General features: G+C 70.6%; 21 protein-coding genes. 5 read left to right on the top strand and 16 right to left on the bottom strand.

Features of this window, described 5'->3' with window-relative positions; all coding sequences use genetic code 11:
• Nucleotides 1-4: 4 nt before the first annotated feature.
• From AB0H93_RS13970 to AB0H93_RS13925, 10 genes are all read right to left on the bottom strand, one after another.
• Nucleotides 5-1,144, bottom strand: a complete 1,140-nt coding sequence (locus AB0H93_RS13970) for a thiolase (protein ID WP_358572138.1) — start codon at nt 1,142-1,144, stop codon at nt 5-7.
• On the bottom strand, nt 1,141-1,566 hold the full coding sequence (locus tag AB0H93_RS13965) for an OB-fold domain-containing protein (RefSeq protein WP_358572136.1): 426 nt from the start codon (nt 1,564-1,566) through the stop codon (nt 1,141-1,143). The genes AB0H93_RS13970 and AB0H93_RS13965 overlap by 4 nt, the downstream gene beginning before the upstream one ends.
• Nucleotides 1,563-2,423, bottom strand: a complete 861-nt coding sequence (locus AB0H93_RS13960; RefSeq protein ID WP_358572134.1) for a MaoC/PaaZ C-terminal domain-containing protein — start codon at nt 2,421-2,423, stop codon at nt 1,563-1,565. The genes AB0H93_RS13965 and AB0H93_RS13960 overlap by 4 nt, the downstream gene beginning before the upstream one ends.
• On the bottom strand, nt 2,420-3,352 hold the full coding sequence (locus AB0H93_RS13955; RefSeq protein ID WP_358572132.1) for an SDR family oxidoreductase: 933 nt from the start codon (nt 3,350-3,352) through the stop codon (nt 2,420-2,422). The genes AB0H93_RS13960 and AB0H93_RS13955 overlap by 4 nt, the downstream gene beginning before the upstream one ends.
• Nucleotides 3,349-4,434: an acyl-CoA dehydrogenase family protein gene (locus tag AB0H93_RS13950; protein WP_358572130.1), complete on the bottom strand. Its 1,086-nt coding sequence runs from the start codon at nt 4,432-4,434 to the stop codon at nt 3,349-3,351. The genes AB0H93_RS13955 and AB0H93_RS13950 overlap by 4 nt, the downstream gene beginning before the upstream one ends.
• Entirely contained in the window at nt 4,431-5,561 is a 1,131-nt protein-coding gene (locus AB0H93_RS13945) for an acyl-CoA dehydrogenase family protein (RefSeq protein WP_358572128.1), read from the bottom strand. The genes AB0H93_RS13950 and AB0H93_RS13945 overlap by 4 nt, the downstream gene beginning before the upstream one ends.
• On the bottom strand, nt 5,561-7,762 hold the full coding sequence (locus tag AB0H93_RS13940) for an acetate--CoA ligase family protein (protein WP_358572126.1): 2,202 nt from the start codon (nt 7,760-7,762) through the stop codon (nt 5,561-5,563). Before AB0H93_RS13940 ends, AB0H93_RS13945 begins: the two co-directional genes overlap by 1 nt.
• A gap of 59 nt (nt 7,763-7,821) precedes the next feature.
• Nucleotides 7,822-8,613 carry an enoyl-CoA hydratase gene (locus AB0H93_RS13935; protein WP_358572124.1) on the bottom strand — a complete coding sequence of 264 codons (792 nt, stop codon included), beginning with the start codon at nt 8,611-8,613 and terminating at the stop codon, nt 7,822-7,824.
• A 127-nt stretch (nt 8,614-8,740) separates the two neighbouring features.
• Nucleotides 8,741-9,841, bottom strand: coding sequence for an LLM class flavin-dependent oxidoreductase (locus AB0H93_RS13930; RefSeq protein ID WP_358572122.1), 1,101 nt, complete (start codon nt 9,839-9,841; stop codon nt 8,741-8,743).
• A 54-nt stretch (nt 9,842-9,895) separates the two neighbouring features.
• On the bottom strand, nt 9,896-11,437 hold the full coding sequence (locus tag AB0H93_RS13925) for an ABC transporter substrate-binding protein (protein ID WP_358572120.1): 1,542 nt from the start codon (nt 11,435-11,437) through the stop codon (nt 9,896-9,898).
• A 318-nt stretch (nt 11,438-11,755) separates the two neighbouring features.
• On the opposite strand from AB0H93_RS13925, the gene AB0H93_RS13920 reads away from it, so the two are divergent.
• Genes AB0H93_RS13920 through AB0H93_RS13905 form a run of 4 tightly spaced genes read left to right on the top strand, consistent with a single transcriptional unit; the run spans nt 11,756 to nt 15,618 of the window.
• Nucleotides 11,756-12,700 carry an ABC transporter permease gene (locus tag AB0H93_RS13920; RefSeq protein WP_358572118.1) on the top strand — a complete coding sequence of 315 codons (945 nt, stop codon included), beginning with the start codon at nt 11,756-11,758 and terminating at the stop codon, nt 12,698-12,700.
• 2 nt (nt 12,701-12,702) lie between these two features.
• Nucleotides 12,703-13,590, top strand: coding sequence for an ABC transporter permease (locus tag AB0H93_RS13915; protein WP_358572116.1), 888 nt, complete (start codon nt 12,703-12,705; stop codon nt 13,588-13,590).
• The gene (locus AB0H93_RS13910; RefSeq protein WP_358572114.1) at nt 13,587-14,606 is read left to right on the top strand and encodes an ABC transporter ATP-binding protein; all 1,020 of its coding nucleotides are present in this window, start codon (nt 13,587-13,589) and stop codon (nt 14,604-14,606) included. The genes AB0H93_RS13915 and AB0H93_RS13910 overlap by 4 nt, the downstream gene beginning before the upstream one ends.
• Nucleotides 14,599-15,618, top strand: coding sequence for an oligopeptide/dipeptide ABC transporter ATP-binding protein (locus AB0H93_RS13905; protein ID WP_358572112.1), 1,020 nt, complete (start codon nt 14,599-14,601; stop codon nt 15,616-15,618). Before AB0H93_RS13910 ends, AB0H93_RS13905 begins: the two co-directional genes overlap by 8 nt.
• A gap of 74 nt (nt 15,619-15,692) precedes the next feature.
• On the opposite strand, the gene AB0H93_RS13900 is transcribed toward AB0H93_RS13905, so the two are convergent.
• The 5 genes from AB0H93_RS13900 to AB0H93_RS13880 are packed head-to-tail and all read right to left on the bottom strand — an operon-like array spanning nt 15,693 to nt 20,913.
• A complete protein-coding gene (locus AB0H93_RS13900; protein WP_358572110.1) occupies nt 15,693-16,571 on the bottom strand; it encodes a cytosine permease in 879 nt (292 codons plus the stop codon).
• Nucleotides 16,535-17,002 (bottom strand): cytosine permease, encoded by a 468-nt coding sequence (locus AB0H93_RS13895; RefSeq protein ID WP_358572108.1) that lies wholly within the window; start codon nt 17,000-17,002, stop codon nt 16,535-16,537. Before AB0H93_RS13895 ends, AB0H93_RS13900 begins: the two co-directional genes overlap by 37 nt.
• A 10-nt stretch (nt 17,003-17,012) precedes the next feature.
• Nucleotides 17,013-18,464 carry a DUF1116 domain-containing protein gene (locus tag AB0H93_RS13890; RefSeq protein WP_358572106.1) on the bottom strand — a complete coding sequence of 484 codons (1,452 nt, stop codon included), beginning with the start codon at nt 18,462-18,464 and terminating at the stop codon, nt 17,013-17,015.
• Nucleotides 18,461-20,005: an acyl-CoA synthetase FdrA gene (fdrA, locus tag AB0H93_RS13885; RefSeq protein WP_358572104.1), complete on the bottom strand. Its 1,545-nt coding sequence runs from the start codon at nt 20,003-20,005 to the stop codon at nt 18,461-18,463. Before fdrA ends, AB0H93_RS13890 begins: the two co-directional genes overlap by 4 nt.
• Nucleotides 20,002-20,913, bottom strand: a complete 912-nt coding sequence (locus AB0H93_RS13880) for a DUF2877 domain-containing protein (RefSeq protein ID WP_358572102.1) — start codon at nt 20,911-20,913, stop codon at nt 20,002-20,004. The genes fdrA and AB0H93_RS13880 overlap by 4 nt, the downstream gene beginning before the upstream one ends.
• Nucleotides 20,914-21,034: 121 nt before the next feature.
• Here AB0H93_RS13880 and AB0H93_RS13875 point away from each other — a divergent pair, with 121 nt between their 5' ends.
• Entirely contained in the window at nt 21,035-21,964 is a 930-nt protein-coding gene (locus AB0H93_RS13875; protein WP_358572100.1) for a carbamate kinase, read from the top strand.
• A gap of 60 nt (nt 21,965-22,024) precedes the next feature.
• Here AB0H93_RS13875 and AB0H93_RS13870 read toward each other — a convergent pair whose 3' ends face one another.
• On the bottom strand, nt 22,025-22,675 hold the full coding sequence (locus tag AB0H93_RS13870; protein ID WP_132490931.1) for a GntR family transcriptional regulator: 651 nt from the start codon (nt 22,673-22,675) through the stop codon (nt 22,025-22,027).
• Nucleotides 22,676-22,941: the final 266 nt, after the last annotated feature.

The following is a 22,941-nucleotide window of genomic DNA, read 5'->3' as shown; positions in this document are numbered from 1 at the left end:
CATCTCACGGCTTCCGGTTGGCGAGGACGAGGGTGGCGGCGGCGGTGAACATGCCGCCGACCCCCTGGACGACACTGGTTTCCACGCCGTCCACCTGGCGGAAGGCTTCGCCGCGCAGCTGGCGCACCGACTCCTGGATGGCGAACATCCCGTACATCCCGGTGTGGGTGTAGCGCAGCCCGCCGCCGTTGGTGTTCATCGGCAGCCGGCCGCCGGGCGCGGTGTGGCCCTCGGCGACGAACGCACCGACCTCGTGCCGCTCCACGAAACCCAGGTCCGCGAGCATGTACAGCGGCAGGTGCGCGAAGGCGTCGTAGGCCATCAGGTGGTCGACGTCGGCGGTGGTGATCCCGGCCGAGGCGAACGCAGCGCGGCTGGACTCCCGGAACGCCTTGGACGAGGTCAGGTCGTCCATCAGCGAGACCAGCGGGGAATCGCAGGATTCGCCGGAACCGAGCAGGTACACCGGTGGGCGCGGCCCGTCCTCGGCGCGTTCGGCCGAGGTGACCACCAACGCCCCGCCGCCGTCGGTCAGCAGGCAGCACTCCAGCTTGTGGAACGGGTATGCGATCAGCTCGGAGGCCAGCACGTCCTCGACGCCGACGCGATCCGGCCTGCCCGCGCGCGGATTGCCCTCGGCCCACTGGCTCTGCACGGCGGCGACGGCGGCCAGCTGCTCCTCGGTCGTCCCGGTGTCCTTGAGGAAGCGCATGACCGGGAGGGTGAACATGTTGAACGGCGCGGTGACGCCGTAGGGGCGTTCGAACTGGCTGGCCAGCGAATCCGGGGCCTGCACGCGGGGTGGCCGTCCGACCTGCGAGCGGCCGGACTCCCCGTGCAGGACGAGCACCGTGGTGCAGTACCCGGCGGCGATGGCCGCGGCCGCGTGCCGGACCTGGACCAGGAAGGAGCAGCCCCCGACGCTCGTGCCGTCGTACCAGGTCGGGGTGATCCCCAGGTAGTGGGCGGCGTCGACGGGGGACTGGGTGGCGCTGGTGATGCCGTCGACGTCGCCGAGGCCCAGTCCGGCGTCCGCGAGCGCGAGGTGCGCGGCCTCGGCGCGGAGTTCCAGTTCGGACACCCCGGGCAACTTGCCGATGCGGCTCTCGGCTGCGCCGCGGATGGCTGCGGTCGCGGGCTTCACGCTGACTCCTTCGGTTGCGCGGGGCGGAAAACGGGCACCGCGAGCTCGCCGCGGGCCTCGAAGTCGACCTCGAGAGGCATGTCCAGGACGAGGTTCTCCGGGGTGGGTTCGACGCCGACGATGTTGCTGAGCATGCGTGGCCCCTCGACCAGCCGGACGATGGCGATGACGGGCCGGCCGCCTTCGAAACCGGGGCCCGGGCGGTGGTTGATCACGTAGGAGTCGAGCGTCGCTCGCCCGCTGACCTGGACCCACTCCAGCTCGTCGTCCGGCCCGAACGGCGAATGCGCGCGGGGGTAGAACACGTACTCGCCGGTGCCGGTGCTGCGCTGCAGCCACAGCTCGCCGCGGCTCGCCGCGTCCCAGTACGGGCGGGTGGTGTCGGTGGGCTTCGGCACCGGCTTGCGGGATTCGGACGTCATGCGGCCTCCCCGGGGTGGCGGGTGGTCAGAACGCCGCGGTCCAGCACGACCGAGCCCGCGGAGTCGGTGGTGCGGAACCAGTGCGATGAGCCCTCGGTCCACACCTCGACGGTCAGCGTCTCCCCGGGGAGCACCGGCTTGGTGAAACGTCCGGTGATGGAAGAGCATTCGCGCGGATCGGCGCCGACGGCCCGCAGGAGCACCCGCACGGTGGTCCCGTAGGTGCACATGCCGTGCAGGATGGGTCGGGGGAACCCGCCGCGGGCGGCGAAGGCGGGATCGGAGTGCAACGGGTTGCGATCTCCGGACAACCGGTACAGCAGCGCTTGGTCGGGTCGGATCGTCACGGCGATGCTGTGGTCCGGCTGCCGGTCCGGGCGTTCCCACGGCGCCGCCGGGGTGCGCTCGCCGCCGAAACCGCCCGCACCGCGGATGAACACCGACGAGGTGGTGGTGAACAACGCATCGCCGGTGGCCGGATCGGTGGCCTCGGTCGAGGTGGTCACCAGCGCGCCCGATCCCTTGTCCTGGATGCCGTCGACCCGGGTGGTGAGCTTTGCCGCGCCCGCCACGGCCAGTGGCTGGTGCAGCGTCAGCGCCTGCTCGGCGTGCACCAGCTTGCTCCGGTCGAAGTCGCCCAGATCGGTTCGAGGCCCGCGCTGCCCGATCACGATGGCGTAGCCGGGCAGGATGCGCTGCTCCACCCCTGCGGTGTTCTCGGTGGTCAACTCCAGTTCGGCGAGCGGATCGTGCTGGCCGGCACCAACACCCAGGGCGTAGATCAGGGCGTCGCGGGAGGTCCAGGAGACCTCGACGGGACCGGCGGTGCGGCCGACGGCGTTGAGGTCCAGGCTCATCGCTGCGCCTCCGGGACGCGCCCATCGGATCCGGCGTTCCCCGCGGCGCGGGCGACCAGGTCGGGGATCACCTCGTCGAGTTCCTCGACGGTCCAGCGCCGGTCGACCTCGGCGGCCGGACCGGCGCGCCAGCCCTCCGCGACCGTCACGCGCCCGCCGCGGACCCCGAACACCCGGCCGGTGATGCCCTTGGCCTGCGGCCCGGCCAGCCAGGCCACCACCGGGGCGACGTTCTCCGCGTCGAAGGCGTCGAAGCCGTTCCCGCCCGTCGGGGCCGTGGCCTTGATCCGGCTGAACACCGGCTCGGTCAGGCGGCTCATCGCGGTGGGGTAGATCGCGTTGACGGTGATCCCGTACCGCTCCACCTCGCGCGAGGTGATGATCGTGAAGGCCGCGATGCCCGCCTTGGCGGCGCCGTAGTTCGCCTGGCCCGGGTTGCAGTACAAGCCCGAGGAGGACGAGGTGTTGATGACGCGGGCGTCCACCGCCCGGCCCGACTTCGCGAGCTCGCGCCAGTGCTGCACGGCGAAGTGGGTGGGGCCGAACGTGCCGCGCAGGTGCACCCGGATCACCGAATCCCACTCCTCGTAGGACATGTTGGCCACGGTCCGGTCGCGCAGGATCCCGGCGTTGTTCACCAGGACGTCCAGGCGGCCGAAGGTGGAGATCGCGGTGTCGATGATGTTGCGCGCGCCCTGCTCGTCGGCGACGTCGTCGCCGTTGGCGACCGCTTGCCCGCCGGCCGCGGTGATCTCCTCGACGACGGAGTCGGCCGGGCCGTTGTCCCGGCCCGTGCCGTCGCCGGTGCCGCCGAGGTCGTTGACCACGACTTTGGCGCCCTGCCTGGCGAATTCCAGCGCATAGCCCCGGCCGATGCCGCGGCCCGCCCCGGTGATGACGGCGACCTTGCCGTCCAACGTCGTGCTCATGCCTGCTCCTTGCTGTCGTTCCGGGTGCGGCTGTTCTCGGTGATGACCCCCCACAGGCCGGGCACGCCGTCGTGCTGGATCTGCCTGCCGACGCGTTCGGCCCAGAAGCGCTCGGCCCCGTACTCGTCGCGCCAGGACCACAGGCGGCGGGTGAAGCGCTGGAGATCGCATTCGAGGGTCATGCCGATCGCACCGAAAACCTGGTGGGCGTTGGCGGTTCCGGCGGTGGCGGCTTCGCCGGCGATCACCTTGGCGATGGCGATGTCGGTCGACGACGCCGTGCCGGCGGCGGTTTCGGCCGCCATCCGGGCCTGCGCCACCGCCTCGCCGAGCAGCGCGATCAGCTGACCGACGGCCTGGAAGCGGACGATGGGGCGCCCGAACTGCTCGCGCTGCTTGGAGTAGGCCACGGTCATCTCCAGCACCCGTTCCAGCGCGCCGGCGATCTGCAGGGACCGCGCCAGCGCCCCACGCTCGCGCCAGTTCTCGGCGGTGAGCACACCGTGCGCGCCTGCGACGGTGGCTCCGGAGACGGACACCGTGTCGCGCGGCTCCCCGGCCAGGTTGACGCCTGCGACGACTTGGCCGGCGGAGAGCGGGATGGTGACGACGACCGGCCCCTGGGCGGAGTCGGCGAGCGCCACGACCTGCTCGGCGACCTGAGCCCAGGCGACGTCGGTCATCCGACCGCTGACGGTCCAGCCGTCCGCCGCGCGCACCGCGATGAGCTCGCCCGGTACGGGCGCCACCGCCAATGGGCCGTCGGGCAGCGGCAGCCGGGCGGCGGCCAGCGCCGGGCCGCCCAGCAGCAGGGACTCGGCGAGCGGCACCGGTGCGCCGGCGTACCCCGACAGGCGGATCAACTCGGTGGCCTGGTCAGCGGTTCCGCCGCTGCCGCCGGCCGCCTCGGCGATGCCGACCCGGGTGAGCCCGGACTCGGCGAGGGCGTGCCACAGGGTCTCGGACCAGGCGGTCGTCTCGGCGGCGTCGAGTCCGGCGCGCGCGGTGTCGTCGGCGCAGATCCGCAGGAAGGTTTCGACCAGGACGTGGTCGACCTCGGGGTGCTCGGCGGTGGTGGTCATCGGGTCAACTCCCGGGCGGCGACGGTGCGCAGGATCTCGGTGGTGCCCCCGCGCAGGGTCACGGTGGGCAGGGTCAGGATCGTGGCGGCGAGGTCGCGGGCGAGCCGTTCGCCGGAGGCGAGGTCGGGGACGCGTCCGGCCAGCGCGCGCACGGTCTCCGCGGTCTGCTTCTCGAACGTGGTGCCCAGGTCCTTGACCAGCGCGGCCTCGGCTGCCGGGGCGGCACCGCGGTCGATCATGCGGGCCACCGACAGCGAAAGGTTGTGCAGCACCCGGTAGCGGGCGGTGATCCGGCCGATGGCGTCCCGAACGGAATCCGAGGTGCTGTCGGCGGATTCCAGGAACGAGCGGAAGAGCGCGTAGGTGGACAGCCAGCGATCCGGACCGGAGCGTTCGTAGGCCAGCTCGGAGTTGACCTGCTTCCAGCCCTCGCCGACGCGGCCGAGCACCAGCTCATCGGGCACGAAGACCTCGTCGAGGACGACCTCGTTGAAGTGGTGGCCGCCGTCGAGGGTGCGGATGGGGTTGACGCGCAGGCCGGGACTGCGCAGGTCGATGATCAGCTGGCTCAGCCCCCGGTGCCGGTCCTCGCCCAGCGGCGAGGTGCGGACCAGCGCGAGCATGTGGTCCGCGACGTGTGCGCCCGAGGTCCACACCTTGGTACCGGTGACCTTCCAGCCGCCGTCGACCTGCACCGCGCTGGTGCGCACCGATGCGAGGTCGGAGCCGGAGTCCGGCTCGCTCATGCCGATGCAGAAGGCGCACTCCCCGGCGGCGATGGCGGGCAGGAACCGTTGCCGCTGCTGCTCGGTGCCGTGCGCCAGGACGCTGGGCGCGGTCTGCCGGTCGGCGACCCAGTGCGCGGAGACCGGCGCGCCCGCAGACAGCAGTTCCGCGACCACGACGAACCGCTCGACGGCGGTGCGCCCGTGCCCGCCGTAGCGGGTGGGGATGGCCATGCCGACCCAGCCCTTGGCGGCCAGCCGGCGGCTGAAATCCCGGTTCAGGCCACCGGCGAGCTCGGCACCGGCGGCGTGCCGCTCGATGTTCTCCTCGGCCAGGAACGCGCGGACCTCGGCGCGCAGGGCCAGCTCGGCGGGGGTGAGTGAGGTGGGGAGAAAGCGCATCAGTCGTCCTTGCCTGGAGTGGCGTTGTTGTCTCGGGTCCGCTGCCTTACTTTGCCGTCCGGCGGTTCCGCGCCGCGGGAGCGGATCAGCAGGTCCAGAGCGCTGATCCCGTCGGCGTCCACGACCAACGGGTTGATCTCCAGCTCGTCCAGCCGCTCGCCGAGTTCGACGGCGGCGCGGGACAGCGCGACCACGGCGTCGACGACCGCGTCGACCGCCGCGCGCCGTCGGCCGCGGTAGCCGTCGAGCAGCGGCCATCCGCGCAAGCCGCGCAGGAGTTGTCGCGCGCGTTCGCGGGTCACGGGTGCGGAAGCGGAGACCACGTCCGCGTAGATCTCCGTGGCGACCCCGCCGATGCCGACGGTCACGACCGGCGGGTAGCCGTCGCGGGAGCCGCGGACGCCGACGATCAGCTCCGTGCCCGGGGTGGCCATCTCCTGCACCAGCACGCCTTCGACCTGCGCCCCGGCGACTGCTTCACCGGCGGACCGGATCTGCCGGTACGCCGCCGCGGCCTGGTCCGCTGCGACGCCGACGCGAACCCCGTGGACCTCGCTCTTGTGCGCGATCTGCGGGGACTGGACCTTGAACACCAGCGGCGCGCGCAACCGATCCGCTGCGGCGACGGCTTCCTGCTCGCTGGTGGTCAGCACCGCCTCGGGACGCGGAATGCCCAGCGCATCCAGCAACCGGGCGCCAGCGGCCTCGGTCACGGTGGCCGGGGCCGCGAACAGCTCGTCGACGAGGTCGCACGGCAGTGCGCGGGTGCGATCGGGCTCGGTCGCATCCACCGGGACCGGAACGGCCTGGACCAGCTTCTGCAGCAACGCGATCTGCCCTGGAACCGATGAGGTGACCGGAACGCCCCCGGTGCGCAGGACCCGACGCCCGTCCAGCGTCTCCTCGTGCGAGGCCGCCCACACCACCGCGACCGGTTTGGTGGTGCCGGCCGCCAGCCGGACGATGCCCTCGGCGATCGTGACGGCGCGCTCTCCGGTCACCGTCGTCAGCACGATCACCAGGGCGTCGACGTTCTCGTCGGTGACCAGCGGGGAGCACGCCGCTTCGAACGCGCGATCGCCCTGCGTGAACAGCTGGGCGGTGACATCGACCGGGTTGGCGACCGATCCGTACGCGGGGATCAGCTCGCCGAGCTCCTCCCGGGTCCGCGGCTTGAGCTCGGCCAGGCGCAGCCCGGCCGCTTCGATGTGGTCCGCCATCAGGCTCCCCACCCCGCCGGAGCTCGTGACGACGGCGATCCGCGGCCCCGGCGGCCGGCGATCGCGGACCAGCACCTCCACGGCGTCGACCAGGCTCGCGACGTCGTCGACCGACACGACGCCGCGCTCGCGGTTGAGCAGGGTGAACGCGGCGTCCGGCCGGACCATCGCGCCGGTGTGCGAGGCGGCGGCGCGGCGCCCGGATTCCGAACGCCCGCTGCGCAGCACCACCAGGTGCTTGCCCAGCTCCTGGACCCGGGCGGTCAGCCGCGACCAGGTCTCGCCGTCCGGGATCGACTCCAGGTAGGCGGCGACCACCCGGATGTCGTCGGACTCGACGAGCCCTCCGGCGATCTCCGCGACGCTGAGGTCCATCTCGTTGCCGGTGCTGGCCCAGGTGGTCAGGCCGAAGCCGCGCTCCTTGGCCATGCCCAGGACCGCGCCACCGATCGCGCCGCTCTGCCCGACGTAGGCGGCGCCGGAGCTCGGCAGCAGACCGGTGTTCAGCGCCGAGGTGAACGACGCGACCAGACCGGACGGCTGGTGGAACAGCCCCATGCAGTTCGGTCCGAGCAACCGGATTCCGCGCTCCCGGGCGGTTTCCAGCACGCGTTCCTGCAGCCGCTGCCCTTCCGATCCGGTTTCGGCGAATCCGGAGGAGTAGATGATCGCGGCCTTGACCCCGACCGCCCCGCAGTCCTCCAGGACACCGGGAACGGCTGCGGCGGGGACCACGACCAGCGCCAGGTCCACCGGTTCCGGCACGGCCTTCAGCGACGGGTGGCACGGAAGGCCGGCCAACTGCTCGTAGTTCGGGTTGACCGGGTGGACCGAACCGCGGAAATCGGAGCCGACCGCGTTCCGCAGGGTGGTGGCGGCGAAACCCGGGCGCTCGGTCGCGCCGACCACGGCGACTGATCGCGGCCGCAGGAACGCCTGCATCGCGGCGGATGGAGGGGCGTCGTGCAGGTCGGGAACCATTCGGTCGTCCTCACAGGTGACATCGACGGCAAACGGGCGTGGGCAGGTGCGCGGCCGGCTCAGCGGCCTTCGAAGACGGGCCGGCGCTTCTCGCGGAAGGCGGTCATCGCCTCGCGGCTGTCGGCGGTGGTCTGCACGACGGCCATGTGGGAGGAGATGAGGTCGAGAGCGGTGCGCAGGTCGGATCGGGCCGACTGGTACGTGGCGCGCTTGATCATGCGAACGTTCACCGGGGGCTGGGCGGCGAGGCGGCGGGCGAAGGCCTGCCAGGAGTCGGTGAACTCCTCGTCGTCGTACACGCGGTTGACGATGTTCAGGCGATGGGCCTCGTCGGCGTCGATGAAGTCACCGGTCCACATGAGCTCCAGCGCCTTCGCCGTGCCGACCAGGCGGGGCAGGTAGTAGCAGCCGCCGTCGCCGGGGACCAGGCCGACCCTGATGTACCCCTCGGAGAACCGGGCGGAGCGCGAGGCGACGCGCAGGTCGCACATCAGGGCCATGTCCATCCCGGCGCCCACCGCGGGCCCGTTGACGGCGGCGATGACCGGCTTGTCGAGATCTTCCAGCGCGTAGGCGATGCGGTGGATGCGGTCGGTGAGCACGGTCTTGCGGTCGAGCGGGCCGGCTTCGCCGCGGGCGCGGTCGGTCACGGTGCCGAGATCGACGCCCGAGCAGAAGCTGTCGCCTGCGCCGGTGAGCACCACGACGCGCACGTCGGGGTCGGTGCGCGCGGCCTGCAGGAGACCGGCCCACTCGTCGATCATCTCGAGCGTGAAGGCGTTCTTGCGCTCCGGTCGGTTCAGCAGGATCGTCCCGATCCCATCGGAGACGGTGAATTCCAGATCAGCCACTGTGCCCTTGCCTTTCGGGGGGCCGGAGGGGAGCCGCTCTCGGTACTTCCGCCGATCGAGCGTTCAGGTGACGTGCATCGGAGGCTAATTCGACACCGATGTCGAAGTCAATGTCGGGTCCCGGGCTTCACGCGCCGGACCTCAACTGCGGCAGGACATCGCGCACGAACCGGTCGTGCACTTCGCGCGCGGCTGCGGGCGGGGCGTCCCGGGCCGCCGTCGAGACGTAGAACCGGTCGATCCCCAGCGATGCCAGCTCGCGCAGCTTCCGCACGCATTCGTCCACCGCGCCGATGACGGCGAAGCGCTGCGCGAACTCCGGCGTGATCAGGGCGGCCTGCCCGCCGCTGCCCTGGAAGTGGTGGGTCAGCTGGTAAGCGGCGGCCACCGACGCCATGACCTCGCGATCGCTCTCGCCGGCCGGTGCGGCGACCTTGCCGTGCATCGCCGAGAACCGCGCGAAGCTGGCGATTCCCCCGGCTGCCAGCCGGGTCGCGGCCGCCACGTCGTCGTGCGGGACGACGTGGACGTACGCGGCTATCCGCGCGTCCGGTCTTTCCGCGCGCGCCGCCTCGACGCCCCAGCGCAGCCGGTCCGGATCGGCACCCAGGGCGAGCGCGACGCGATCGCCGACCCGCGCCGCGGTGGCGATCATCTTCGGGCCGGACGCGACGACGAAGACCGGCACTTTGGTCGCGCCGCACTCCGCCAACCACCGGAGGCGGCTTTCCGCCGGTGCGTCGGCGACGACGAGTGCGCTGCGCACCGCTCGGTCCGACGTCGCCGAGGAGTCGCCGGCGCCCGAAGAGGGGGAGCCGGTCAACTCGACGGCGTCACCGCGAAGGTAGCGCTGCACTCGGTGCACGTAGTCCTCGAACACGGCGGGCGGCACGGGCGCCATGCCGATGTGGGCCAACGACGAGTCGCCGCGGCCGATGCCGAGCTCGGCCCGTCCACCGGATTCCACCTGAACGCACGCGATGGCCCCGGCGGTGACCGCGGCATGCCGGGTTCTCGGATTCGTCACGCCGGTGCCGAGCCTGATCCGCTCGGTGGCTGCGGCCGCCGTCGCCATCGCGACGTAGGGATCTCCGGAGAGGTTCTGGGAATCGGTGAAGCACAAGCCGTCCCAGCCCTCGTCCTCGGCTTGTCGCGCGCCCGCCGACACGCGGCCCGGCAGCGAGCGCATCGAGGTCCAGAACTCGGGTCGCGTTGAGGTGTCCGGCATGGGTCTGCCGCTCCTTCCCGTCGTTGGAGGTTCTTCGGCACAGCCCGAGGAACGTCAGTGGTTCGCCTTCGAAACCCGGCGGAAGTCGTAGTTGCCGTAAAGCGGGACTTCCAAGCCGCGCACCCCGTCCCGGTGGGCGAGGACCGTGGCCGGCACGCACACGGGGACCACCGGCGGGCCGGCCGCGAGCACTTCGGACACCGCCGCCCGGATCGCCGGGGCCTGCTGTTCCTCGCTGGCGGTCCGGCGGACCTGGTCGACCTGCGCATCGATGCCGGGAAGGTCGAAATCCCCGGGATTCGAGGTTCCGCCTGGCAGGAAGTACTCGGACAGGAACGATGTCGGGCCGGGGCGGGCGGATTCGTTCGGGCCGACGTACATCTCGAAGGAACCCTTGCGGACCGCGGTGGAGGCCTGCACGGAGTCCATGATCTTCAGCTCCACCTCGACACCGATCTCGGCGAGCTGGCCCTGGATCACCTCGGCGAGGCGGGTGTAGGCGCTGATGTTGGTCACGGTCAGCGTGACGTGGAAACCGCCCGGGAGTCCCGCTTCGGCGAGCAGGCGGCGGGCCAGCGCCGGGTCGTAGCCGCCGACGGCTTCCTCGTCCAGACCGTGGTCGTAGGCGAAGAAGCGGCTCGGCCACGGTTGGGGCGTCGGCTCGCACAGGCCGTCGTACACGTGCTCGTTGATCGTGCGGCGATCGATGGCGTGCATCATCGCCCGCCGCACGGCTGGGGATCCGAGGTTCTCCTTCCCGGGGTTCAGCCGCAGCCCGTAGAACTGGGTGCGGGTGCCTTCGACCGTTTTCAACTGCGCGGCTTGGGCTTCGGCGACCTGGGAGGGCCGGATGAACGTCGCGTCGAGCTGGCCGGACCGCACCGCCGCCAACCGCGTGTTGTCGGCGTTCTGCACCTGCATCTCGATACCGGCGATCGCGACGCTCGCGGCTTGCGGATGTCCGTCCCAGCGCTCGTAGGAGACGGTCGTCGCGGTGCTGGCAGTGACCTGGAAGACACCGGAACCGGCCGTCGGCAGACCCGTCGACAGCCCGGGATCGCCGAACTTCGCCGGATTGACCAGCATTCCGGCGTTGTTGCTGAGGACCGCCGGGATGTCGCCCGCGGGCCGGTTGAAGCTGAGCGCCACGTGCCGGGCGTCGATGACGTGCACACCGGTCAGCCCCTTGAGGTGGTTGCGCACGCTGCTGGCCGGTGCGGCCGCCCGGTCGACGTTGGCCTTGACTGCCGCGGCATCGATCGGACTGCCGTCCTGGAAGGTGCGTCCTCCGGCGAGGGTCAGCGTCAGGTTCCGGCGATCGGGCGAGAACTCCCACGCCGTCGCGACATTGGGTTCGAGTTCGCCGCTCGCGGTGCGCAGGGTGAGGGTGTCGTAGATCGGGACGAGGAAGGCGAGGTCGAACGCGCTGGCCGTCCGGTGCGGGTCCAGCGAGGTCGGCGGGGTCGAATAGCCCCAGCGGAAGACGTCGCCGGCCGGACCGGGCGATCCCGTCCCGCTGCCGCACGCGGTGGAAACCAGTGCTGCCACCGCGATCGCCGCTGCGAGCCGGCCGATCCGCCGTCTGCTGAAGCTCATCCGCATCTCCTCGACCCGGTCGTCCTGGGGGCTTGGTGAACCGCGAAACGCACGGATCGGGTGCCTGATGCGCCGATCCCGTTTCAGGGCCGGCGGTTTCGCGGAGAACCGCTGGTAGGGCGGGAGCGGTCAGGGGAAGACGGTATTTCGACATCGGTATCGAAGTCAATGTTGATTCGATATCGGCGTCGAATTACTGTCTGTCGTGCTCCGCAACGCGGCGACGACATCGGGAGGGCCCATGACGGCACCACCACTCGCCCAACTCCTGGCCGATGAACGCTCCTCGCGGCCCGGCGCCATCAGCAGGACGGCGTTGTGACTGCCGGAGAACTGGGCAGGCGTGTCGGTGGCGCCGTCCTCGTGGTGCTGCTGGTTTCGGTGCTCGCCGCATTGCTGGTCAACCTCGTGCCCGGCGATGCGGCGTCCGTCATCGCCGGAGAGGCCGCGACGGAAGAGCAACTCGCTGCGATCCGCGAGCGGCTCGGCACCGACCAGCCGATCTACCTGCAGTACTCGAACTGGGTCGGCGACGTGCTCAGCGGCGACCTCGGCACCTCGCTGATCACCGATCGCCCGGTCCTGGACCTGCTGCTGGTGGCCGCCCCGCCGACGCTGACCGTCACCGCGCTGGCGAGCCTGCTCGCCGTCGTCGTGGGCATCGGGCTGGGGGCCGTCGCCGGTATTCGCCGCGGCTCGATCACGGACCGGGTGGCGAGCCTCGTGTCCACGCTCGGGATCGCGATGCCGAGCTTCTGGGTGGGGCTGATCCTGGTCAGCGTCTTCGCCTTCACCTTCCGCCTGCTCCCGGCTACCGGGTACGTCGGCCTCGCGGACGGTGCCGGACCGTGGCTCGTGCACGCGCTGCTGCCCGCGACGGCGCTCGGTCTCGCCACCGCCGCCGAGATCGCCCGGCAGACCCGGTCGGGCGTCAGCGACGTGTTCGACCGGCCCTACATCAAGACCGCCCGGGCGAAGGGCGTGCCCACCGGCCGGCTGCTGCGCCGCCACGTCGCCCGGAACGCCGCGATCCCGGTCGTCACCGTGCTGGGGCTGCAGATCGGCCGGCTGCTGGGGGGCGTGATCGTCATCGAGTCGGTGTTCGGCATCCCCGGCCTCGGCACGCTCGCGGTCTCGGCGGTGCTGAGCCGAGATCTGCCGGTGATCCAGGGCTACATCCTGCTGATCACCCTCGTCGTGGTCGCGATCAACTTCGCGGTCGACCTCACCTACCGCTGGATCGACCCGAAGGTGCAGGCATAGCCATGATCAACACGCTCGACGCACGCACGCGCACCGGCCCGTCGGCCTCTCCTCGGCAGAGAGGGCGGACGTGGCGCCGCCTCGTCCGCCGGCCGTCGGTGCTGCTCGCCATGGCGTTCCTGCTGCTGCTCTGCGCGGTCGCGGTATTCGGCCCGCTGCTGATGACGCACGACCCGAACCAGCAGTCGCTGCGCGAGTCCTTCGGATCGATCAGCGCCGCCCACTGGCTGGGCACCGACGATCTCGGACGCGACGTGTACAGCCGCATCATCGTCGCCACCCGGTTGACGGTGATCGCGCCGCTGATCGCGGTGGGCGTCGCGGTGCTGATCGGCTTGCCGACCGGGCTCCTCGCCGGCTACAGCGGCGGGTGGATCGACTGGGCGCTGTCGCGCGTTGCGGACACGTTGCTGAGCCTGCCTCCGATCGTCCTCGCGGTCACGATCGTCGCGGTGATCGGTCCGAACCTGGTCAACGCGATGGTCGGCATCGGGATCGTCTACGCGCCGCGGCTGTTCCGCGTCGTGCGCGGTTCGGTGCTTTCGGTGCGCGAAGAGCTCTTCGTCGAATCCGCCCGCAGCATCGGGTGTTCCACTTCGCGGACGCTGTTCTCCCATGTGCTGCCGAACGTTTCGACGCCGCTGCTCGTGCAGGTCACGTTGATGATGGGTTTCGCGCTGCTGGCCGAAGCCAGTCTGAGCTTCCTCGGCCTGGCGGTGCAGCCGCCGGACGCGAGTTGGGGCGCGATGCTCCGCACGGCCTACGAGCACCAGTTCCGCGCTCCGTACGCGGTCGTCGCTCCGGGCGTGCTGCTGACCCTCACCATCCTGTCGTTCAACATCGTCGGCGACGGCATCCGGGATGCCGTCGCGGGACGGAGGACGCGATGAGCGCCGCCGAATCCGAACCCGTCCTGCAGGTCCGAGACCTCGTCGTGGACATCGGGGGCGATGACGCGCAGCCCGCGCTGGTGGACCGGGTGTCGTTCGACGTCCACGCGGGTCGAACGGTCGCGCTGATCGGTGAATCCGGCTGCGGGAAGACGATGACCGCGATGGCGATCCTCGGGCTCCTCCCGCCGGCCGCCAGGATCGTGCGGGGCCAGATCCTGCTCAAGGGCCGCGACCTGCTCGCGCTGTCCGAACGCGAGCTGCGGCAGGTTCGCGGCGCGGAGATCGGCACGGTCTTCCAGGATCCGATGGCCAGCCTCAACCCGACGATGTGCATCGGCGACCAGATCGCCGAGTCCAGGATGTTGCACGCGCGGGAGAACTCGAGACGAGCACGAGCGAAAGCGCTGGAACTCCTCCAGGAAGTGGGCATCCCGAACGCCCGCACCCGGCTCGACGCCTATCCGCACGAACTCAGCGGTGGCATGCAGCAGCGGGTGATGATCGCGATGGCGATCTCCTGCGAACCCGCCCTGCTCATCGCCGACGAGCCGACCACCGCGCTCGACGTGACCATCCAGGCGGAAATACTCGAGCTGCTCGGCGAGCTCCGCAGCAGCTCGTCGATGGCGATGCTGCTGGTGACCCACGACCTGGGCGTGGTGGCGGGCAACGCGGACCAGACCGTCGTGATGTACGCCGGGCAGGTCGCCGAGTCGGCGGGGACGTCGTCCGTCTTCGCGGAACCCCTCCACCCCTACACATCCGCGCTGCTGCGCGCGATCCCGCAGAACGGCGCGGCACATACCCGCTTGGCGTCGATTCCCGGGCGCGTCCCCGCGGCCGGTCACCTGCCGATCGGGTGCCGGTTCTTCTCGCGGTGCGAGCACGCGCTCGCGGGCACCTGCGACGCTCCCGATCCCCAGGTGCGGCAGATCAGGCCACAACACCGAACCAGCTGCGTCCGGGTGGAGAGCCCGGCTTCGAAAACCTCCGAGGAGGCCCGCGGTGAATGACGACACGCCGGTGCTCGAGGCTCGCGGCCTGGTCAAGAGGTTTCCGGTGCGGCGCACGCTGTTCGGCCGCGTGACCCGTGCGGTGAGCGCCGTGGACGAGGTTGACTTGCGGGTCGCGGCAGGGGAAACCCTCGGACTGATCGGTGAGTCCGGCTCGGGGAAGTCGACCGCCGGTCGACTCGTGGCCAGACTGGTGAGACCCGACGCCGGCAGAGTTGCGCTGCTCGGTCGCGAGGTGGGCGACACCCCGGCCGACCTCCGCTGGCTCCGCACCCGGGTCCAGGTGGTCCTGCAGGACCCCTTCTCCTCCCTGGACCCGACGAAGACGGTCGGCCACGCCGTGGCGGAACCGCTCGTCGTGCACAAGCTGGGAAACCGCTCGCAGCGCGAGGAACTGGCGGAGCGGATGCTCGATCGCGTCGGACTCGGTGCCTCGTACGCGTGGCGCTACCCGGCCGAGCTCTCCGGCGGACAGCGGCAGCGGGTCGCGATCGCCCGCGGGCTGGTGCTCGCGCCGCGCCTGCTGGTCGCCGACGAACCGACGTCCGCACTGGACCTCTCCACCCGCTCGGAAATCCTCAACCTCCTGCTCGAACTCCAGGAGTCCACCGGCGTCGCCTGCTTGCTCATCTCCCACGACTTCGCCACCATCAGACACCTCGCACACCGAATCGCCGTGCTGTACCTGGGGAAAGTGGTCGAGGCAGGCCCTGCGGAACGCCTCGCCGAGGACCCCGCCCACCCCTACACCAAGGCCATGATGTCGGCCGTCCCCGTCCCGGACCCGGGCGGCCAGAACAAGCGGAAGAGAATCGCCCTCAGCGGCGAGATCCCCAGCCCGATCGACCTGCCGAGCGGATGCCGGTTCAGTTCACGCTGCCCGTACGCGACCGACCACTGCCACTCCACCGAGCCGGAGATGATCGACCTCTCCAGCGGGCACCGGGTCGCCTGCCACCTCTACGACCCGAGCACCGAGGCCGACCGGCCCACCACACCAACCGCGCCCTGACCTGGCTGTCCGCGCCGATCGAGCGTCGCTTTCCGCGTCCGGAATGCAGAGAGGGCCCCGTCGGGGCCCTCTCCTCACGCCTGCGGAACTTGCTTCCGCGGTAGTTCTACCGCCAGGTAGACCACGAGGCCCACCAGCAGGCCGACCACCGCGTCCGAGAACGACGGCGCGACCACGTGCACGAGCAGGGCTACCGCCGCACCTGCCGCCCACGCGATGAACGCCGTCTGGCGGAACCTGGTCTCGGCCCGGCCGGCCAGGCGGCCGCGGAGGATGATCTGGTCCGCGATGAGCACCGCTCCCAGCGGCGGCACCAGGACGCCGAGGATCGACAGCCAGTTCACGAAGTAGTCCCAGGCGCCGAGCAGCGCCACGATCACGCCGATCACGCCGAGGACCAGGGTGAGCAGCCGCATCTTGGAGCGGACCAGGTGCGACCAGCCCAGCGCCCCGTTGTAGAGGCAGTGGGTGCAGACCGAACCCAGGTTGATCACCACGAACACGACGACGAGCACGTTCAGGATCGGGCTTCCCACGCCGGTGAGGATCGGCGTGAAGTCACCACCCGCCGTTTCGGCCGAGGCGATCGCGCCGGCGGCGACGAGGACGCCGCCGCTGAGCTGTGCGACGAGGCTCGCCACGGGGAACGCCGTGGCCGTGGCCCACACGGCTTGGCGGCCGTTCTTCGACCACCGGGTGAAGTCGGCCGTCATGGTGCCGGAGTCGGCGAAGGTCGCCATGATCGTGGTGACCGCCACCCCGAACGTCATGGCGCCGCCGCCGGCCCCGTGGAATTCGGTGATCCGCCCGAAGTCGCCGTTGTTCGCCGCGACGGCCATGGCGGTCCCGGCCGCGATGATGAACAGCGGCGCCGCGATCGCCCCGAGCCAGGAGAGCGCCTTGATGCCGAGGTAGGTCACGGCGATGAAGACGACGCCGGCCGCGCCCGCCACGAAGGTCTCGTCCAGCCGAACGCCTCGTTGAGGCTCGCCCCGGTCGCGCCCGTGTTGAAGGCGAACCATCCGACGACCACTGTGGACAGGAAGCCGGAGGCGATCGCGTACCCGGCGGTTCCGAACGTCTCGGTCGCCTGGAGCGAGAAGCTCTTGCCGGTTTGCCCGGCCCGGTAGCTGAGCAGGCTGACGTAGGCGAACATGATGACGTTGGCCACCAGGATCGCGGCCAGTCCTTGCCAGAAGCCGAGCAGGGCGACCACGAGGCCACCGGGCACGGCGTTGGTCAGGATCATGGGGAATCCGAACCAGACGGCCGAAACCGTCAGGAGCGACTTCCGGTGGGACGGTGGAACCGGGCTGTGCTCGAACTCCGACTCGAGTTCGATCCCGGCGTGGGCATCTTGCGCTGTTCCTGATGGTTGTGTCATGTCCGCGGTATCAGTTTTCTGTGCGGGGGAACTGCTGGGCGAACTTCTCGGCGAGCGCGATGATCGCCTTCTCGAAGACCTCGGCCGGCGGGTTGGTGATGCCGGCGCCGATCATGCCGATGCCGGCTTCCTTGTGCGCGATGGCGGTGTTGATGACCGGCAGGATCCCGGTGTCGAGCACCTTGCGGACGTCGATCGCGGTGGGCAGCCCCTGGAAGCCGAGCGACGGGATCGTCAGGTTCGGGTTCTCGGCCGTGGTGATCTGGCCCATGTCCCGGGTGTAGGCGACGGCCTCCTCGACGGTGCCGCCGACCAGGGCGACGATCGCCGGGGCGGCCGCCATCGCGAAGCCGCCGAAGCCGCAGGTCTCGCTGATGGCGGAGTCGCCGATGTCGAGACCGGCGTCCTCGGGCTTGTACCCGGCGAACATCGGGCCGACGACCTTCTGGGCCGGGCCGGTGAGCCAGTGGTTGCCGGGCAGGCCGCTCACCCGCAGCCCGAACTCGACCCCGTTGCGCGCCATCGTGGTGACCACTGTGGAGCCTTCGATGCCGTGCGCGGCGTCCATCGCGGCCTTCGCCATCGCCAGCCAGGTCGGGCCGGAGAAGTAGTCGGAGCTCGCGATGAAGTCGAAGACCTCCTTCTTCTGCTCCGTGGTGAAGCTCGTGCGCAGCAGCGACGGCGCCAGCGCCTGGAACAGCAGCAGGGTTCCGGCGTTGTTGCGGTTGTGCGCCTCGTCGCCCATGTGCAGCGCCTGCGCCAGCAGCAGGCGCAGGTCGACCGGCCCGCCGATCTCCATCGCTTCCTCGAGCATCGGGCCGAGCACGTCGCGCATCCAGATCAGGCGCTCGACGACGCTCTCGTCGTTGGCGCCCATCCGGAGGATCTTGGCCATCTGCTCCGACAGGTTGGTGTAGGAGTAGTTGCCGTGCGTCTCGTTGTGCACGATGTGCATGTACATCGACGCGGAGGTGACGCCCGCCATCGAGCCGACGCAGTCGTGCTCGTGGCACGGCGAGAAGTCGATCCGCCCGGATGCGGCGACCTGCTCCGCCTCCGCCAGGTCCGCGGCGAGTCCCTCGAACACGAGCGCGCCCATCACGGCGCCCTTCATCGGGCCGGACATCCGCTCGAACTCGATCGGCGGGCCGGCGTGGATGATGGTGGTCGGCGTCATCCCGGGAACGACGTCGATGGCCCGGCCGAAGCCGACGAGCATCGGCTTGGCGTTCATGACCCGGTCGGCCGCCTCGGCGTTCGCCTGCTCGATCTTCGCGGCGATCTCGGGGCGCTCCAGCAGGTCGAGGGCGGCGATCACCTCGGGCTTCCCGTTGCCGGGCGGAGTCCAGTCGAGCGTCGTGACGGCGCCGCCCTGCGCCGCGATGTCGTCGGCGAACATCGCCAGGCCGACGTTGATGACGTTCAGCTCGCTGCCGAACAGCTGCGTGGTGGGCGTGCTCATGCGTTGGCGTCCTTCCGGATGATGGCGCGGGCGAACTGCCCGGTTTCGGTGCTGCTGCGGGTGACGGTGACCCCGGCGGCTTCGAGGGCGGCCACCTGCGCGGCCAGCGACGGCGTGTCGATGTCGGTGCCGAGCACGTACCCGACGATCTCCAGGTGGCGGCCGGCGTCGGCGGCGATCCGCTTGGCCTCGGCGATGGCCGGCAGGGTGACGCCGATCGGATCCTCGTGCGCGCCGAAGCCGAGCACGAAGTCCATGACGATCACGGCGACGGTCGGGTCCGCGGCCTCCCGGACCAGGCGCTCCAACCGCAGCGACGGGTCGATCATCGGGTGCGGGCGGCCGTTGGTGAACTCGTCGTCGCCGAAGTCCAGGAACGTGTGGCCGGTGCTGGCGTCCGCGGCGCGCAGGACGAAGTCCGCGTTCTTCTGGATGTTGCTGAAGACCTCTTCGCCGTCGTCGAGCAGCGCGTACATCGACTCGTCGCACAGCGTGCCGCCGCAGAACAGGCCGCGCACGAAGCGCTGATCCGCGCCGAGCTCGCCGCGGACCTCGGCCACGCGGGCGGTGTCGAGCTCCGGCACCACCGCGTCCGGGACGGCCGAGAGGCGGACCGCCTGCAGCGCCGCGTCCTGGCTGCTCGACGCGAAGTGGCCCCCGGCGGCGGTCACGGCCTGCTCGGAACCGCCGATGAAGTACACGACGACGGGCTTGCCGGCCGTCGCGATCTCCGCGAGGACCTTCTTCTCCACCTCGGGCGCCGGGGGCTTGGACACCAGCACGATGGCCTCGGTCCGCGGGTCCTGGGCGAGGGCGCGGATGCCGTCGATCATCATGATGCCGCCGACCTCGGCGGACAGGTCGCGCCCGCCGGTGCCGATGAGCTGCGAGATCCCGCCGCCGAGCGCGTGGATGCGCACGCTCACCTCCTGCGAACCCGTGCCGGAGGCGGCGACGATGCCGATCGTGCCGGGGCGGACCGCGTTGGCGAAGCAGAGCCCGACGTTGTTGATGATGGCCGTGCCGCAGTCGGGGCCCATCATCAGCAGGCCCTTCCGGTGGGCCAGGGTCTTCAGCTCGATCTCGTCCTCGACGGTGACGTTGTCGCTGAACATCATCACGTGCAGGTCGTTCTCCAGCGCCTTGCGCGCCTCACGCGCCGCGTACGCGCCGTTCACCGCGAGGATCGCGAGGTTCGAGCCCGGCTCCCCGGCCGCCGCCGAGGCGATCGTGCGATAGGTGATCGCCGCCTCGCCGCCGGCCGGCGCCTTGCGGGTGAGCAGGTCCTCGATCTGGGCGATCACGTCGTCGGTGGCCACCCCGTCGGCGGTCACGGCGACGATCATGAGGTCGCCGTTGCCCGCGGCCGCCAGCTCCGGGGTGAGCAGGTCGAGGTTCTTCAGCACCCCCTTGTTCATCTCGGTCGCCATCGCCACGAAGGCCTGCTCCACCCCGTCGATCTTGTTCGCCTTCGTCGAGATCGACATCAGCGACACCGAGTCGAAGTAGGTGTTCTCCTTGATCACTGCTGTGACAGTCACATGAAACCTCTCAGTTCTTCTTCCAGGCGGAGTCCGGTCAGCAGGCCGGACAAGATGTCGGTTCCGGATGTGTGGCCGATGCCCAGCACCGGTCCGGCATGGATCCGAAGTCGCTCCTCCAGGCGCCCGTCGGGGTCGGGGGCGAGCAGGACGGGCAGGAGGTCGAGCAGGCATTGCCGCGCGCGCCCGCGAAGTGCCTCGCGCAGCGTGGTGCGGCTCAGCAGGGTGGTCCGCTCCGGGCCGTCGTCGAGGACCCGTCCGATGACGGGAGCGATCCAGGACAGGCGGCTGCGCGGCTGCGCCGCCAGCAGGGCCATGCCGGTGAGGAAGTCGTCGCCGGCCGGGGTCAACCCGGGTCCGAGGCCGAGCAGGCTCGTCGCGGCGCCGGCCACGCCCGCGGCATCCCCGCGACGAATGGCGGCGACCAGCGCGGTGCACGCCTGCGCCAGGCAGTTCCGGATCTCGGCGTCGAAAGCCGTGAGCGCCTCGCCCCGGACGCCGTGGACGTAGAGCAGCGCGGCGAGTGCCTTCGCGCGGCGTCCCAGTTCGTCATGCCCGATATCGACCGGAACATAATTTGTATACCATTTGGCCGCTTCGGTGAGCCGGACGACCCCAGGCGCACGGCCCGCGAACACGATCGCCGCCGAGGAGAGCCGGACGTCATCGCCCGCGGTGAGCCGCCATTTCGTCCAATGTGGAATATCGACGCGCACGCTCCATGGCGCGTCGTCCAGTTTACCGGCGCACAGCGCAACGAGTTTGTTGCTGTCGGATAGCACGTTTACCACGCGATTGAAGACCGAATGCACGCGACCGGGCCCGGGGTTCGCGGCGAGGTGGTCGGAGGCCTCCGCGTCGATCGAGAGCGCGCCCGCAGTGGTACGGAGCATGAGTATCGGGATCACCCCTGCTTGCTTTTCGGAGTCGCCGGGCCGCACAGCCTTCCGCAAATGGTATACCATTATCAATATCCGCGGCAGCAGGTTCGCGTGAGTCGCAGCTCAAAGCACTGGAGGAGACGTAGGCATGCGAGTTGTTGTGGCGTTGGGCGGCAACGCCCTGGCCCGGCGCGGGGAGCCGATGACGGCCGACCGGCTGCGGGCGAATGTGAAGTCGACCTGCCAGGCGCTGGCCGGGTTGGCGCGCGAGAACGAGGTCGTCATCACCCACGGGAACGGCCCGCAGGTCGGGCTCCTGGCGCTGCAGAACCTCGCCTACCAGGACGTCGCCGCCTATCCGCTGGACATCCTCGGCGCCGAAACCCAGGGCATGATCGGGTACGTCATCCAGCAGGAGCTCACCAACGCCCTCGCCGGCGAACGCGAGGTCGCGGCCGTGCTCACGACGACGGTCGTGGACGAGGACGACCCGGCCTTCGACCGGCCGACGAAGCTGATCGGCCCGACCTACTCCGCGCAGGACGCGGCGGAAGCCGCGGCCGAGTACCGCTGGACGATCGCCCGCGACGGCGCGGCCTTCCGGCGAGTCGTCCCGTCGCCCGACCCGGTTCGCGTCGTGCAGGCGCCGATGGTCCGGCTGCTCCTGGAGAACGATCGGCTCGTGGTGTGCGTCGGTGGCGGCGGGGTGCCAGTCAAGGCCGACCAGAAGGGGCGCCAGACGGGCATGCAGGCGGTGGTCGACAAGGATCTCGCGAGCGCCGCGCTGGCCGCCGAGCTCGAAGCCGACACGCTGATCATGCTCACCGACGGCGACTTCGTCAGCGAGAACTGGGGAACGCCCGAGCAGCGCAACATCCTCACCGCCTCGGCCGACGCGATCTCGGCCCTCGCGTTCGCCGAGGGCTCGATGAAGCCGAAGGTCGACGCCGCGATCCGCGTGGCGCGGGCCGGTGGGCGCGCGCTGATCGGCCCGCTCGACCGGCTCGACGATCTGCTGGCCCGCAAGGTCGGCACCGAGATCCGCGGCGACGTGGCCGAAGGCATCGTCTACGCCTAGGAACGACGAAGCGGGGGCCCGTCCGCGAAGGAGGAGTCCGGGCCCCCGGTCGGGTCAGTTCTATTCCGGCCGGGCCGCCGCGTCGTGGGTGCCGTGCAGGTACCGCCCGGTCTCCATGTGGTCGAGCACGAGTTCGCCGACCAGCGCCACGTTCCGCTGAGCGATCGCGTCGTACAGCGTCCGGTGCTCCTCGGCCACGCGCATCAGATCGTCGTGCTGGACCAGCAACCACCGGATCCGGCTGCGCATCGTCTGCCCGAGCTCGTTCAGCAGGTGGTTTCCCGCCAGCTCGGTGACGATCTCGTGGAAGTCCGCCGCCGACCGGCGCGCGGCGATGGCGTTGTCGACGCGTGCCGCCTCGAACTCGGCATCCAGCGCGGCGCGGAGCCGGGCCAGGCCCTCGCGGGTGTGGCGCTGCGCGGCGAGCTTGAACGTGAGCACCTCCAACGCGGAACGAACCTCGTTGATGTCGGCGATGTCGGTGGGCGTGAACTCCCGCACGACCGCCCAGGTCCGAGGCCGGGGCGTCACGAGGCCCTCGGCCACGAGCGTCTTCAACGCGTCGCGCACCGGCACCCGGCTCACGCCCAGCTCGTTGGCCAGGTCGCGCTCGACGAGCTTGCTCCCCGGCTTCCGGATGCCGTCGAGGATCTCGTCGCGGATGTGTCGGACGACTCGGGCCGATTCGGGCTCGTCACCTGCAACTGCCATGACCGGCATTCTTCCACCTCCGGGAGATGCCACCACGTTCGCCGCACCGGTCACAGCGGTTCCCTTGCGCCCAACGGCATTTCGCCGGGTGGTCGTCGGCGATGTCGATGAATTGCCGTGAAAGCACCGCGGGCATGTGCCGGCCGTGTAATGTGAATCACAATGCACTCCGGATGTTGGGAGTGCTGTGGCGAAATGTCCTGGCGAGTACGACGGGTTCATGTCGTAGTGAGCCTTTTTCATCCTGATCTGCGGTGTCAGGTCAG

The organism is Saccharopolyspora sp. NPDC050642 (assembly GCF_040654735.1).
Classification (GTDB): Bacteria; Actinomycetota; Actinomycetes; order Mycobacteriales; family Pseudonocardiaceae; genus Saccharopolyspora; species Saccharopolyspora elongata.
The sequence above is the reverse complement of the archived record's forward strand: the minus strand, read 5'-3'. Positions and strand labels throughout refer to the sequence as shown.

Coding starts and splice junctions, on each gene's coding strand:
- AB0H93_RS13895 (WP_358572108.1), bottom strand. CDS start 17,002: ATGACACAACCATCAGGAACAGCGCAAGATGCCCACGCCGGGATCGAA.
- AB0H93_RS13945 (WP_358572128.1), bottom strand. CDS start 5,561: ATGCGCTTTCTCCCCACCTCACTCACCCCCGCCGAGCTGGCCCTGCGC.
- AB0H93_RS13965 (WP_358572136.1), bottom strand. CDS start 1,566: ATGACGTCCGAATCCCGCAAGCCGGTGCCGAAGCCCACCGACACCACC.
- AB0H93_RS13930 (WP_358572122.1), bottom strand. CDS start 9,841: ATGCCGGACACCTCAACGCGACCCGAGTTCTGGACCTCGATGCGCTCG.
- AB0H93_RS13875 (WP_358572100.1), top strand. CDS start 21,035: ATGCGAGTTGTTGTGGCGTTGGGCGGCAACGCCCTGGCCCGGCGCGGG.
- AB0H93_RS13915 (WP_358572116.1), top strand. CDS start 12,703: ATGATCAACACGCTCGACGCACGCACGCGCACCGGCCCGTCGGCCTCT.
- AB0H93_RS13870 (WP_132490931.1), bottom strand. CDS start 22,675: ATGGCAGTTGCAGGTGACGAGCCCGAATCGGCCCGAGTCGTCCGACAC.
- AB0H93_RS13925 (WP_358572120.1), bottom strand. CDS start 11,437: ATGAGCTTCAGCAGACGGCGGATCGGCCGGCTCGCAGCGGCGATCGCG.
- AB0H93_RS13950 (WP_358572130.1), bottom strand. CDS start 4,434: ATGACCACCACCGCCGAGCACCCCGAGGTCGACCACGTCCTGGTCGAA.
- AB0H93_RS13940 (WP_358572126.1), bottom strand. CDS start 7,762: ATGGTTCCCGACCTGCACGACGCCCCTCCATCCGCCGCGATGCAGGCG.
- AB0H93_RS13910 (WP_358572114.1), top strand. CDS start 13,587: ATGAGCGCCGCCGAATCCGAACCCGTCCTGCAGGTCCGAGACCTCGTC.
- AB0H93_RS13890 (WP_358572106.1), bottom strand. CDS start 18,464: ATGAGCACGCCCACCACGCAGCTGTTCGGCAGCGAGCTGAACGTCATC.
- AB0H93_RS13955 (WP_358572132.1), bottom strand. CDS start 3,352: ATGAGCACGACGTTGGACGGCAAGGTCGCCGTCATCACCGGGGCGGGC.
- AB0H93_RS13960 (WP_358572134.1), bottom strand. CDS start 2,423: ATGAGCCTGGACCTCAACGCCGTCGGCCGCACCGCCGGTCCCGTCGAG.